At 67.9% G+C, this 280-nt stretch carries 1 pseudogene; it reads right to left on the reverse strand.

Annotated elements, in window-relative coordinates:
* Positions 1-255 (reverse strand): annotated as a pseudogene (locus EXE42_RS17730) (S9 family peptidase); the annotation flags it as partial.
* Between the last annotated feature and the right edge of the window lie 25 nt (positions 256-280).

A 280-nucleotide genomic window follows, 5' to 3' on the forward strand; every position in this document is an offset into this window, starting at 1 on the left:
AGCCTCGTCGCGGTGGTAGTAGAGGCGCTCGCCGCTGGGGTCCCACTTGAAGCCGGCGCGGACGGACCGGGGAACGTCGCCGTCGCTGAGCTGCTCTAAGGACCCGTCGCTCGGGTCACAGAGGTGGAGCTCGTTGCGGCCGGTCACGTCGTAGTAGAGGGCGACGGTCTCTCCGTCCGGGGACACGCGCGGACTCGCGATCGTCGGCAGCGAGGCGAGTTCGCGCAGTACGTCGGTCTCGTCTGAGTCTGACATCCGTGTACGTACGGCGACGGAACAC

Source organism: Halorubrum sp. SP3 (assembly GCF_005435195.1).
Classification (GTDB): domain Archaea; phylum Halobacteriota; class Halobacteria; order Halobacteriales; family Haloferacaceae; genus Halorubrum; species Halorubrum sodomense.